The 12824-nt window shown below is 42.1% G+C and carries 10 protein-coding genes; 1 reads left to right on the forward strand and 9 read right to left on the reverse strand.

Features of this window, described 5'->3' with window-relative positions; genetic code table 11:
• Positions 1-21 precede the first annotated feature (21 nt).
• Positions 22-1524 (reverse strand): class I SAM-dependent DNA methyltransferase, encoded by a 1503-nt coding sequence (locus G464_RS0106370; protein WP_026472671.1) that lies wholly within the window; start codon positions 1522-1524, stop codon positions 22-24.
• 5 nt (positions 1525-1529) lie between these two features.
• On the reverse strand, positions 1530-2585 hold the full coding sequence (locus tag G464_RS0106375) for a Fic family protein (RefSeq protein ID WP_026472672.1): 1056 nt from the start codon (positions 2583-2585) through the stop codon (positions 1530-1532).
• A 500-nt stretch (positions 2586-3085) separates the two neighbouring features.
• Here G464_RS0106375 and ettA point away from each other — a divergent pair, with 500 nt between their 5' ends.
• On the forward strand, positions 3086-4765 hold the full coding sequence (gene ettA, locus G464_RS0106380; protein ID WP_022857188.1) for an energy-dependent translational throttle protein EttA: 1680 nt from the start codon (positions 3086-3088) through the stop codon (positions 4763-4765).
• Between the two features lie 430 nt (positions 4766-5195).
• On the opposite strand, the gene G464_RS0106390 is transcribed toward ettA, so the two are convergent.
• The 7 genes from G464_RS0106390 to G464_RS0106420 all read right to left on the reverse strand — a co-directional run bounded on the left by G464_RS0106390 (position 5196) and on the right by G464_RS0106420 (position 12671).
• Positions 5196-8315 carry a glycoside hydrolase family 3 N-terminal domain-containing protein gene (locus G464_RS0106390; protein ID WP_022857190.1) on the reverse strand — a complete coding sequence of 1040 codons (3120 nt, stop codon included), beginning with the start codon at positions 8313-8315 and terminating at the stop codon, positions 5196-5198.
• A gap of 87 nt (positions 8316-8402) precedes the next feature.
• Positions 8403-9191 (reverse strand): ATP-binding protein, encoded by a 789-nt coding sequence (locus tag G464_RS0106395; RefSeq protein WP_022857191.1) that lies wholly within the window; start codon positions 9189-9191, stop codon positions 8403-8405.
• An 82-nt stretch (positions 9192-9273) separates the two neighbouring features.
• A complete protein-coding gene (locus G464_RS0106400; RefSeq protein WP_022857192.1) occupies positions 9274-9795 on the reverse strand; it encodes a hypothetical protein in 522 nt (173 codons plus the stop codon).
• Between the two features lie 31 nt (positions 9796-9826).
• The gene (locus G464_RS0106405) at positions 9827-10588 is read right to left on the reverse strand and encodes a LytR/AlgR family response regulator transcription factor (RefSeq protein WP_022857193.1); all 762 of its coding nucleotides are present in this window, start codon (positions 10586-10588) and stop codon (positions 9827-9829) included.
• Between the two features lie 11 nt (positions 10589-10599).
• Complete coding sequence (locus G464_RS0106410) at positions 10600-11097, reverse strand: ATP-binding protein (RefSeq protein WP_022857194.1); 498 nt, start codon at positions 11095-11097, stop codon at positions 10600-10602.
• 54 nt (positions 11098-11151) lie between these two features.
• Complete coding sequence (locus tag G464_RS0106415; RefSeq protein WP_022857195.1) at positions 11152-11970, reverse strand: hypothetical protein; 819 nt, start codon at positions 11968-11970, stop codon at positions 11152-11154.
• The gene (locus tag G464_RS0106420; protein ID WP_022857196.1) at positions 11967-12671 is read right to left on the reverse strand and encodes a LytR/AlgR family response regulator transcription factor; all 705 of its coding nucleotides are present in this window, start codon (positions 12669-12671) and stop codon (positions 11967-11969) included. The genes G464_RS0106415 and G464_RS0106420 overlap by 4 nt, the downstream gene beginning before the upstream one ends.
• Positions 12672-12824 lie beyond the last annotated feature (153 nt).

The following is a 12824-nucleotide window of genomic DNA, read 5'->3' on the forward strand; positions in this document are numbered from 1 at the left end:
TTCATCCCCACAAATCTCAATTTACAAATCTAAGAGCTTTTCTAACTCATCCATTTCGTGACTAATTTGCCTTTCCATGTCACGAATGTTCGACATAATTTCTTGTGTTGGAGGGTATTCCACTGGAACGTACTCGACCTTCTTGTACTTATTAACACTAAGGTCGTAGTCATTTTCTGCAATCTCTTGCTTTGGCACAAAGAATGATTGCTCAGTACGCTCACGACTCTCTTCCCCCTCAAGGTTTTGGAAACGCTCGAGAATATCAGGAATGTCATTATCCTTTATCGAGCTGCGCTTATCATCAAGACTAAAGCCATCTGCCTTCATATCATAAAACCACACGTTATCTGTGCCGCCATGCCCAGTCTTAGTAAAAATAAGCACAGCAGTTGATACACCAGCATATGGTTTAAATACCCCCGAAGGCATAGAAATAACTGCTTCAAGACAATTGTCTTCAATGAGTGCCTTACGAATATCCTTGTGCGCTTTCGAAGAGCCAAAAAGCACCCCATCAGGAACGATGCATGCGCAACGACCTCCCACACGAAGCATACGCAAGAACAAGGCAAGGAACAGAAGTTCTGTCTTCTTTGTCTTACATACCTTCAGCAAATCTGTGGAAACAATGTCATAGTCTAAACTGCCTTTAAATGGCGGATTTGCGAGTATCAGTGAGTACTTCTCATTGTCTGGATTCTGATCTGAAAGACTATCACGGTACTCAATAACAGGATTTGCAACTCCATGGGTCATCATGTTCATAGCGCCAATGCGCAGCATAGTTCGATCCATATCAAAACCATGGAACATCTGGTTCATGTAGTGATCTTTGTTCTGAGCATTGAAGAATACTTCTTCTTTACAATTGTCTTTCAAGTATTCACTTGCTTCTACAAGGAATCCAGAAGTTCCACAGGCAGGGTCACAAATAATTTCGTCTGTTTTTGGTTTCATAAGGTCAACAATCATACGAATGATGTGTCTTGGAGTTCTAAACTGGCCATTTACGCCTGCTGTAGAAAGTTTTGAAAGTAAATACTCATAAATGTCACCACGAACATCAGCATCTTTAAGTTCTACAACCTGTGCATAAATTCCATCCATTGCATTCACAATTTTGTCAAGCATTAGCGGAGTTGGAATCTTAAAAATTGCATCTGACATATACTTTGAATATGCGCTCTCCGTATCGCCATGCAGATTCTTAATAAAGGGAAATACCCATTCTTGCATAGTGGTATACATTTTCTCTGCAGGAAAATCATGGAAAATGCTCCACTTAAGCTGAGTACCATCAATACTGCGAGCACCTATCTGAACTTCTTCAGCAAATGGACTCTCATATGATATGCCTAACATTAAGGCTTCTTTAGCATGGATATTATCATTTTCATCTAAATCGTGAATAAACATCAGATATGTCATTTGTTCAACGACTTCAAGTGGATTAGTTAAACCACCTGTCCAGAAAATTTGCCACAGACTATCAACTTTATTTTTCAATTCTCCTGTAATCATTGCAGTTATTCTCCTTCATTCCACACGTAAGCGGTGTAACGTCCACCGCCAATTTTGGTAACTTCATCGTTATCGAGCATGTCTTTAACTGCTCGCTGAATTGTTATTTTGCTAATATCGGGACACAGTTGCACAATCTCCGCCATAGTGATTTTCCCTAGATGTTTTTTTACAACATCTTTCACACGGTCATACTTTGATAAATCATTATTTAGCAATAGTTGAGAGCGGTCTGAAAAATCTCTATAGGCGGCAACTATAACTCCCAGCATATAACGAGTAAACGGTTCATAATCATTCTCCCCGTTATGCCAACTGATTGAGGATTCGTATAAAACTTCATAGTATGTTTCTTTACTATCGGCAATCAGCTTTTCAATACTGATATATTTACCCACGAAATACCCAGCGCGATACATTGTTAGCAATGTCAAAAGTCTACTCATACGACCATTACCATCATTAAATGGGTGAATGCACAAAAAATCTAGAATAAACATTGGCATGACCAGCAAAGGATCAAGTTCGCGTTGTTCAACAGCATCAGTATAGGCACTACACAATTGCGTCATATACTCTGGTGTTTCCCATGAATGGGCAGGCTCAAAACGTACTCGTTGCGATCCATCAGTAGCAGTTTCAGCTATCACATTATCTGAGTCTTTGAATTTCCCTCCAAAAGAACTCCCGGTGAACTTATACAAATCGCGATGAAGTTGAAGAATAACCCCAGGTTTTACAGGAATGTATTCAAAGCTCTCATGAATCGTATTAAGAACATCACGGTAACCCGCTATCTCACGCTCACTGCGATTGCGTAAAGTTGTCTTATTCTGCACAATCTTGCTAAGACGATCTTCTGCCGTAACAATTCCCTCAATACGATTAGAAGCTTCAGTACTTTGGATTTTTGCAATCTCTAGCAAATCCACTAATGCAGAACTTTTAGTCTCCACAAAAATTTTTTGCTCGCCTTTAAACTCATGAATTTTAGCCACAAGCTGCATAGTCTCAGGAGTTAACAATTTTTCGTACTGCTTTTCATATTCAAAATTTCTCATTTTCACCTCCTTATCTTTCATCTCGTTATCTAACTTCAATTACATCATTATTGAGAAAATGATGTAATTAAGCATAATTTTAGAACCCAAGTTTTCTCGAGTCAATTACATCATTTTGGCGTGTTTGATGTAATTAAATTTTAAATGATGCAATTAAAACCTCGGACTAAAATCCGAAATCAGCACCCCATTACGGAAATAATCACCACGCATTACAAGGACAAAAGACCAGCCTAAACTTAAGCAACAAGTGGCGCCAAACATTATACAATGAATGATAGCCGCTTTACCCAATAGCACCCTCGTAGCAGCATAAAATCTACCTGTCCCTGTCTGCCATTTCTGCAAAAATAAGTGGTGGATATGTGCGTTTTTCTAAGTGAATTTTTACCTCTCTCTTCCCCAGTAATTGAGGTTCTAGAGGCAAAAAGGCAAAAATCGAAACAATAAAATCGCACAGTACACGATAACGAGATAATACGAAACACGAATAGGACATAATGGCTGAGTTTATTTATCAGATGATTAACGCTCGCAAGGCTTACGGCGATCGCGTGATTCTGGATAACGTCACCTTGAACTTCTTGCCTGGCGCAAAGATTGGTGTGGTAGGACCTAACGGTATGGGTAAGTCCACACTGCTCAAGATTATGGCAGGCACCGAGAATCTTTCCAATGGTGAAGGCGGCATTACCCCTGGCTATACCGTGGGTATTTTGCAGCAGGAGCCACCTCTGAATGAAGATAAAACCGTTATTGAAAACGTACGTTTGGCATATGGCGATTTGTATGCAAAACTGAAGCGTTTTAACGATATTGGTATTGAAATGGCTGATCCAGACGCTGATTTCGACGCTTTGATGGCTGAGATGGGCGCTCTGCAGGAAGAGATTGACGCCAAGAACGCATGGGATTTGGATAATCAGATTGAGCAGGCTATGGACGCTTTGCAGTGCCCTGACCCTGATTCGCCTGTAACTGTTCTGTCCGGTGGTGAGCGTCGCCGCGTTGCTTTGTGTAAGTTACTGCTCGAAGCTCCAGATTTGCTTCTGCTCGATGAGCCTACTAACCACTTGGACGCTGAGTCTATTTTGTGGCTGGAACAGTTCTTGCACAACTATCAGGGCGCTGTTTTGGCTGTTACCCACGACCGCTACTTCCTCGATAATGTAGCTGAATGGATTTGCGAAGTTGATCGTGGTCAGCTCTTCCCTTACAAGGGCAACTACACCACGTACTTGGAAACTAAAGCTAAGCGTTTGGAAGTTCAAGGTCAGAAAGACGCTAAACTTGCTAAGCGTTTGAAGAGCGAGTTGGAGTGGGTACGCACCTCTCCAAAGGGTCGTCAGGCGAAGAACAAGGCTCGTCTCGAACGTTACGATCAGATGGAGCAGGAAGCACGTAACTCTAAGAAGCTTGACTTCTCGGAGATTCAGATTCCACCAGGACCTCGTTTAGGTTCTACTGTTTTGGAAGCAAACCACTTGCATAAGGCGTTTGGCGATCGTGTGCTTATTGATGATTTGAGCTTCACATTGCCTCGCAACGGCATTGTCGGCATTATTGGTCCTAACGGTGTGGGTAAGACCACTTTGTTTAAGACGATTGTCGGTTTGGAAGAGCTGACCAGCGGCGAGCTTAAGGTTGGCGAAACTGTGTCGATTTCTTATGTTGACCAGAATCGCGCCGGTTTGGATCCAAACAAAAACCTGTGGGAGGCTGTTTCTGATGGCCTTGACTATATCGAGGTGGGCGGAGTAGAAGTTCCAACCCGCGCGTATGTGGCCAGCTTCGGTTTTAAGGGTTCCGACCAGCAGAAGCTGACAGGCGTTCTGTCTGGTGGTGAACGCAACCGTTTGAATTTGGCTTTGACTTTGAAGCAGGGCGGCAACTTGCTGCTTCTCGATGAGCCTACAAACGATTTGGATGTGGAAACTCTGGAAAGCTTGGAGAATGCTTTGGAATCATTCCCAGGTTGTGCAGTAGTTATTTCTCACGATCGTTGGTTCCTCGATCGCGTTGCTACCCACATTTTGGCATGGGAAGGCGATGATGATAATCCTGCCAAGTGGTTCTGGTTCGAAGGTAACTTCCAAGCTTATCAGGAAAATAAGGTGGCTCGTTTGGGTGAAGAAGCATCCAAGCCTCATCGCATTCACCGTAAGCTGACGCGCGATTAATTTAGCGCATATATGCATGAGAGAGCGTAGCTGTAAAGTTGCGCTCTCTTTCTTCTTCACATCTGCTCCACGAAAATCTCAGACTATTTTCAGCTCTTCATGGAGTGTTGCTCAGCTTGCGCGCGTTATATATACATCACGCAAGGAAGAACAGCATATGGTTCCTCCCCAAGAAAACTAAATCCTCTCTTCTTCTCTCTATGCGATGATGTTACAGAGCTTGAAACCTTCACGGTACAGGCTGTGTAACATCATCGCTTTTGTGTATGAGTAGTGTTTTGCTCTTGCGCGAGTATTGATACGTTCAAAAAACAAGGGAGGTTCTCAGACCTTCCGAGATGCTTTCCAAACATTGGAAACGTTCTGCCAACGTTTTGACTGAAAGCAAGTCACTTCTGTCTGAGAACCTCTCTTTTATAAATAGTTATGACTATACCGCTTTTTTAGCTGCTCGAGCCGCCGCTCGCGCTTCTTTGCGTTCCTTACGCTTAGCTTTTTTAAGAGCTTTACGAGCGTTTACCCTCTCCACAGTATGAGGCAGATGACGCCACACACTGAAGAAGAGCAGGAGCGCTGCAAGAAGATAGAATGCAACTCGTACTGCGCCAGTAATCTGCGCTAAACCATTATGATTTTTGAATACTGAACCTGGCATTGCACCATTCATAGCACGCGAGTTAGCTACCGTGTACAAGTATCGATGAGCCGCATCACGCGCATACGCATAGACTTGTGGATTGGTTAAATCTATGCTCTTTCCTGTTGGATCAGTAGCATTGAGCAGTTTAATATCAGCACCTGCTTCAATCATCTGCTCATTATCCATAAATACACCAGTATTTGCGTTATCGGTAATAATGGCACCACTAAAGCCCCATTCACCACGCACTACGCCGCTAATCAGAGCATAACTACCGCCAGTCCATGTTGCACCCACACGGTTAAACGCAGTCATAATTCCGCGAGTAGCTCGGGATGTTGTTTCTGCATTCTCATATTTTCCGCCAGCAGTTTTCTTCACATATTTCACGGTATTAGTGAGCTTGAGATTGTCTTCGAATGGCTTCATATAGATTTCGCGAGCAGACTGCTCATTCAACCATATAGCAATAGACATTTGCCCTACACCGTCACCACGATGATTTTCTTGATCATTGAATGCGAAATGCTTCACGTATGTGTAGATGCCATTATCTGCAAGCACTTGAATTTCTGCTTGAGACATAAGAGAGGTCAGGATTGGATCTTCAGAATAATATTCGCCATTACGACCGGAATAAGGTGCACGATGAATATTCATCGACGGAGCATACATACCCGCTACCTTATCAAGCAATGCTTCGTCAGACCGTAGCTGACCAAATTCCTTAGCTAACTCAGTGTTATAGGTTTGAGACAGCATCATAATATTCGGATAGTTATATCGAATAGCACCATAAAGCCACGAGCTTGCAGAATCAGCTTCATAATTGAATGACGAATTAATCGAGTCAATTGCAGATACTCCATAGCCAGAATTACCAATCAGCTCTTTATATTCTGCTTCTGTTAGCTGGTCTAGCAGATTTTCCCAAGCTTTATCGTCAAATTCCAAGCCACGCATTTCAATAAGAGTTTTACCATTTTTCTTACCAAAAACTGGTGTAGCGGTTTTCTTTTCCGTACGTCCAGAAGCGTGAGACTTCAGTTTCTTGAGTAATCCCTCAGATGCCTGCTTAGAGTAGGTATATGCTTTACCATCTTTACCATTAATTTCATTACCCCACGTAGAAATCTTTGTGGAGGCTTCACCATCATGTGTTGGGAAAGTACCCTGCCAATCTTGACGAGTTAAATAGGTAATATCGCCCGCAGCGGCATCAAGCTGATTTGTAATCTTTCGCCCCGTGACGTTATCAGTAGAATAAGTTACCGTATCCACATCCGTATTTTCTGGAGTATAGCTTGCCACAGTTGCTGCATTACCTTCAGCAGTCATTCCATCAGCAATACCCTTACCTGCGCGTGCAAGGAAGTTATTTGTTGCATCATGGGCATTCTGAGCATCAGTAAATAAGTATTCACCAGCATCCAGAATATAAGTACGAGCACCCTTCGCATCATAAGCTTTAAGCAAGTCCTTCTTCACATCAATGTGAACAGTTTCAGATTCGCCAGGCTTAAGTTCCTTTGTTTTGGTAAAACCAACAAGTTGAGCAGCAGATTTCTCTACTCCATGAGCCTTATCATAATCAGTGTATGGAGATTGCATATAGACTTGAGCTACATCTTTACCAGCAACAGCACCCGTATTAGTCACAGTCACTGTAGCTTGTAAAGTCTGGTCATCTTTCTGAGACAGCGTAAAATTGCTATGCTCAAAAGAGGTATAGCTCAAACCATGACCAAATGGATATATCACTTGCTGATCGTACGTGTAATCACCAGCATTGCCTTGGTTCATAACCTTATCGAAATAACGGGTTTCATAATAGCGGTACCCTACATAAATGCCTTCTTTATAAGACACATAATTATAGTTCGTCCACTTGCCTGCTGAATCAACATACTCATAATCCCCAAAGTTCTGAGCAGCTGCGGATTGGGAAGCATCTACTTCAAAAGTATCTACCGTACGTCCGGAAGGATTAATCTCACCTGAGAAAACTTTACCCACACCATCATTAAGGCTTTCAGCAAGAACTACTGCTTTAATGTGAGGGAAATCTTTGAGCCAGTCAAGCTGTAAAGCTGCGTTAGATTTTACTAATACAGTGACTGCATCAAAATGTTCATTCAAGTACGACAAAAGCTCCAATTCTGTAGAGTCAGGTTCGAGATACGACTTTTGTTTATCTTCATCGCTCTTGGCATGGTTATACATAGATCGAGGCATATCTCGACCTTCGCCAGCCACACGAGACCATACAAATACTGGCATAGTTCCTTGAGCAGAATCTAACAGATCTTTATGAGACTTGAGCATACTGAGTGGAACTTCGTTAATCGTAAAATCTTCCCGAGCGCCAAAACCAATCGACCCAGGACCTAAACCGTAGTTCTTCGTTTCATCTGAATTATAAAAATCCCATAAAGTGTTATTAACTTTAAAACCTGCAGACTCAAAGATTGTTTGCAGACTTCCTTGACCAGAACCGCCAAGGAAAGATACCAGGGGAGTAAATATTCCCACATCCATTGCCTGCCGTGTTCCTGAATTGATAGAGAAGAAACTGACTTTCGTTCCCTTCTTCATAGGCAAAGTATTATCATCATTTTTAAGCAATACTGTGCCTTCACCAGCAATACGGTTAGCTAAATCGTCTTCTGCTGCGCGAATATTTTCTTTAGTATGTTGCGCAGTGTAATAGTTGAGATTAACACCTGATGTATCTGCTCGGGAATTATCCACTGTGTGGCTATATAACCCCGCAATGCTTCCTACCATCTTATTGGAGAATCCACCAATCGCAGTTCCTGCTGCAAGAAAGCCTACAGCAGCTATTACAGATACCGTGGTCTTTACTATACGACCAACTCGTCCCGTACGACGAGAGCTATTTTTACTCATCTCTCCTCCTTCGATAGTGAGTGATGAGTCTAGACTCTCACATCTGCACTGTTATTCAAGGAAGATTTACGCCAGTTGTTTTTAAGATTACGCGAATTGCAGAGGAAGGAGAATAGTGAGACTAAAGGTTTGGTTCTGCGTATTCACAGACATATGACCGCCGTATTGCTGCACAACATAGCGTATTGAACGCATACCAAAACCATGCTCATAATTACCTGGTTTTGAAGTTTTTAACAGATTATCTGTATACTCACGTTCCCCACTAAATTGATTTATCTGCCGAATAACAGTCATACTTCCCTGTTTAGAAATATCTAATGTAATAGACTTACTTAAGGTATCGGTATCAATTTTTTCTACTGCCTCAATAGCATTATCCATAATGTTTCCCACGAGAGAGTAGATATCCACGTATTCCATATGCCCCACTGCAGATCCATCAACTAAGCAATTGAGCGCAATACCTCGTTGAGAGCAATACAAGCTTTTCTCATTGAGAATAGCGTCAATAGCCTGATTACCTGTACTAAAGAGAGCATCATATTGGCTGAGTGTATCGTGAATAAGCTGTTCAGCTTGAGCACCTTGTTTTTGTACTACTGACGTATTCGATAAGAAAAACTTTTTTAAATCATGCATCTTCATATTGATAACATCACGATATTCTTGACTTATCTCGTAATGCCGTTGCTGTCTATAGTTAATATCCTTCATTATTTCGACTTCGCGCAACATGTGATTTCGTGATGATACCAAAAGGAGCATGCTCATTACCATGATGGAGCACACCATATCGTAGACACGCACCAGCAAGTTGAGATAATAATACCAATTATTTAAACCCTGAATAGCTACTGCGGGAATACCTAACATGAAGAAGAGGTGATTAGCAAAAATTACAAAAGCGAATACTGCTATGCACGCTAATATCCATCCGTGTCTATCGCGCAATACCTCAACTAATCTCTGCCGTGCGACCTACTTTCCACCAGATAACCACTACACAGATTACGTAGATACAGAAAATGAGAGCCTTAGATTGTGGATTAGAATAGAGAAACTCCATATTACCTTGATAAATAGGTGCTCCTACAGCCTGCACTATATCTGCTATAGCATGTTCACATGAGTAACCCAAGGCTACACTAACAATAACTACTAATAGTGATGACTCTGTAAGAGCATTAATAGCAATAATGAGTACAATAAGCTCGACTAGCAAAGGAAAATAGCTAATCCCTTTAAGGTATATTCCTTCTGAATGATACAAAACCGGACCGTTAAGAACCATAGTGAGGAATAAAAATATACCAAGAAATACCCAACGCCATTCATACCCCGCCCATGGACGCCAACGGAGCGAACGAGAAAAAATAAGCGTGCATCCAAAAAGATACACAGTAAAAGTTGAAGGAAAAGAAGAAGTAAGCAAAGGTGCTGGCCACAGAAAAGCCCATATATTCTGTATAACTCCCATCTTAAATCTCCTCCCCGAGACTATATAGCTCTTATTTCAACATATGTGTGGCAGCAGACTTCACCGCCAGAAGCGCATCGAACACAGCCACTTTCTTTCCTCTGCTCATACCCACTGTATACGTTTTATCAGCTTCAATAATAAGTTCTTTATCAGTAAAGCCTGCGACAAAATGTAAATTCACTAAACAGTAACGGTGACATTGAACGAAATCTACTGGTTCAAGAAGAGCTGCATATTCTTTAAGAGTGCCCCACACCACATATACCGCACCATTGGCATCATGCACATACACCATATGATCTCGCACTTCTATATATGTAATATTCCGAGACGAAATAAAATGTGTTCCATCACTGGACGGCAAAGTAACCATCACATCGCGTGAATTCATTTCTACCCGAGCAAGAGCTCTCTTCATAGTTAAAGCAAAAGTAGCATAATCAAAAGGTTTAACCAGATAGCCAATCGCACTGACTTCGTAACCTTTAACAGCTAATTGCGTCACTTTCGTGGTAAAAATAATAGGCTTTGAGCCATGTTCTTCAAGCGTTTCGCGATAGACAGAAGCTGCTGTCATACCATCCATACCCGTGCCGTCTTCGCCAGGCATCTCGATATCGAGAAAAATCATATCCGCACTGCAAGCGCGCTCATCTGCTAGAAAATCTTCAGCCGATTTATAACGCTGTACTTCTATTCCCACATTCTCACTGTGTGCAAAACGTTCTATAGCCTGCTGGGTATGAGCAGCATCAACGTCTGTATCCTCAACAAGCGCAATTTTTACCACTGAAAACCTCCTTATCTCGGTATCGGAATAACCACACGAATCTCAAATACTTTCGTCTCGTTATCTGCTTCTACGTGCACATTTCCTTCGTAATCATGCGTTACCGCAGCAATCGACTTCATACCAAAACCGTGAAAGCGCTGATTTGTTTTTTGTGATACTGGCAGACCTGTATCTTTAGATAACTGCACCTCGCCGGCATAAAAGTTTGATGCTTCGATAATCGAGTAACCATTTATCACATGCGCTCTCAGTTCTATAGCGCGGTTAGCAGGGTGGAGATGAGGATTTTGCACAGCTTCAATAGCGTTATCGAGAATATTACCGAAAAGAGCTGTTATCTCGGAAGGTTTCAAAAAACTAAAGCCATTACCATCAACCATTGCAGACAACGCAATATCATGAGCTGAGCAATACAGACTTTTTTCTGTAAGTACTGCGTCAATCATATCGTTTCCTGTTTGATAGATGGAGTCATACACACGAATAGCGTTTTCTAGCTCGTGCATAGATTCAGTAGATACTTCAGATAACTGATTGTGTGTGCCATCGAGATTTTGAATTTAAGCACGTACGCTTGCTAAACCTTTTCGCACATCATGGAATTTAGCATTCACTAGTTCCATATTTTCCCGACTCATATTGTAATGTTTCATTTTGGCTTCGTTCAGCTGAGTCAGTAAATCAATATCATTAATCAGACGATCTCGTGTGGACACCAAAAGTAGCACAGCCATTCCTAAAAGGGTACATAGGAAATCAAGAATACGGAAAGCAATATCTATCTGCCAAGGCATCACAACATGTTCTGGACGCATGAGCAAGACCATATTAAATACAATGGCACATACTAATACAAAAACGCTTAATGCAACCCATCGTACAGATTGTTTTACAGCTTCAACCTGTACGTGAAAACGCTGAGCTAAGTATTGCACAGCGAACACATACATACCCGCGAGCACACATAATCTAAGAATAACATCCCATGGCGTAGGCATAGGAATGAAAACCTGCACTGCTGAAGCTGCGGCAAAACCTAAATGTTGTAAACCGTACCCCATAACTGTATACAGCAAAGCTTCAATGCCAGATACATCATAGAGTTCGCGAACAATACCAGCAAGCAGACATGCGTATATCAAGTACAATAGGCACCGCATAGGGAAAACAAGTGAATTAAGTTGTTCAAAACTTACTACCAGCGCCCCACCAATAATCGACACTGCAAAATACGCGCAAACAATCGAAGCAAACAACACTGTTGCTAGCAGTTTTGGTCGCCATCCTGCTTTAAGTAATGAATGCGGCGAAACAACCAGCACGGCAATCAAAGTTTCTATAGGAAAACTTAAAAATGAATAATCTACGACGAAATTCATGCATTCCTCGCATGGAATTCGAGGAGTTTATTCGAAATCTCTCGGCGGGCAGAACGCGACACGTGCAGTAAGGTGTCGTGCACCATAATGTCGCCGGACACCGGATCGTACTTGTTCACGTGTGCTAAATTCACCACATTGTATCGGCTAATGAGGGCGAAATTCGAGTTCTCCACTTGCGTGAAAGCTGCTTTGAGGCTGTTCCATGCGGTGAGCACACCGTGTGCCGTGTAGTAGTAGAGTTTGTGGGACCGCACTTCCATATAGTAAATATCGGAGGTTTTTACGTAGAGGTTACCATCCGTTGTTTCGATAGCAATCTGCTCCACCACGTGCGAGGAAACGATACGTTCGATTTTGCGCCAAGCGAGCGCGAAGCTTTCTGCAGAAATAGGCTTAACCAAGTAGCTGATTGCATCTACCTCGTAGCCTGCTACCGCATACTGTGCCATGCGCGTGGTAAAAACGATAACAACTTGTTGATCGTACTCACGGATAGCGCGCGCTGTTTCAAGACCATCAAGACCATGCATTTCTATATCCAGAAAAATGACATCGAAATCATGTTTATCTTTATACGCTTGAACAAACTCTGTTCCTGAACTAAAAATGATAGTGTTACTCGCAGCATCACGAGACAACACTAATGTCTTAGTATCTTCAGCTTCTTGCATCACATCATCAATGATGGCTACGCGCATGTTCTCACCTCTATTCCTTATCCTCAACTTTACACGAGAGGCTAGGTGAACTAGAGCACAATGCGTCGTAAGCAATTCACGAAATACAGGCAACAGTTTAGGAAATGCACCTCTCGTCCATTTGCTGCCCTACATACCATATGAATATCACTT

This window comes from Alloscardovia omnicolens DSM 21503, assembly GCF_000420505.1.
Lineage (GTDB): Bacteria > Actinomycetota > Actinomycetes > Actinomycetales > Bifidobacteriaceae > Alloscardovia > Alloscardovia omnicolens.